This window comes from Acinetobacter sp. ME22 (assembly GCF_022012315.1).
In the GTDB taxonomy this organism is placed as follows: Bacteria; Pseudomonadota; Gammaproteobacteria; order Pseudomonadales; family Moraxellaceae; genus Acinetobacter; species Acinetobacter brisouii_A.
In genome coordinates, this window is record NZ_JAKLTL010000041.1 from 1 (window position 1) to 709 (window position 709).

The window sequence follows — 709 nt, forward strand, 5'->3', positions numbered from 1 at the left end:
ATCATTTGAGCAAACACTGTCAGTCCATTTTTTTCAATGACTGCATCGCCTGCGGTAACTTGTGCCTGTGTCAATTGTCCACCCGACATGGCACGAAGCCAGCTATATGCCTGGGCGATCTGTTGAGTTTGATCTACGCTCATATTTTGCTTTCCTATATGCATAAAAAAACCGCCCGAAGGCGGTCATGGTGAATGGTGTTTAATCAGCCTGATCATCATGTAATTCGGGCTGATAAATCTTTTTACCCAGATGTGAAAGTGCTGGCAGAACAACTGTTGAAGCAATCAGCTGGTACTCTACAGGCATCAGCTTGTAGTCCAGTGACCATTGCAGAATGTTGGCTGCCAAAATTAAAAAAGCCCCCAAATATGGGAGCTTTACGCTTAAATACTTCAATGCATTCTCATCAATGAATTTCATACTATCTCCAGTTTTTTAACTTACCTTTTAACCATGTTTCAATGAAGGCGCTACCAACGATGCCTAAACCCGATGCAATCCCCACCAATGCCAATGGATGAATTGCTGGGAACTGAATCACAACAACGCCTGCAATGACGCTAACGGCTGAGCCTAACAGTGTTCGACCAATCACCAGACGAGCAGTCAGTTTTTCATTGGAGACCAGCAATTTAGCCAAGCCAATGATTGCTCCCAAAGTGAATAATGTTAGAAATGTTTTCTCATGCTCCTGCATGAATCCCCC

Annotated in this window: 2 protein-coding genes and 1 pseudogene; all 3 read right to left on the reverse strand. The window is 43.7% G+C overall.

From position 1 onward, the window contains the following. Window positions 1-143 (reverse strand): annotated as a pseudogene (locus tag LVY74_RS17585) (lysozyme); the annotation flags it as partial. Between the two features lie 58 nt (window positions 144-201). After that, a complete protein-coding gene (locus tag LVY74_RS17590) occupies window positions 202-423 on the reverse strand; it encodes a hypothetical protein (RefSeq protein ID WP_237813600.1) in 222 nt (73 codons plus the stop codon). 1 nt (window position 424) lies between these two features. After that, a partial coding sequence (locus LVY74_RS17595) for a holin (RefSeq protein ID WP_442862814.1) occupies window positions 425-709 on the reverse strand: 285 nt, incomplete at its 5' end.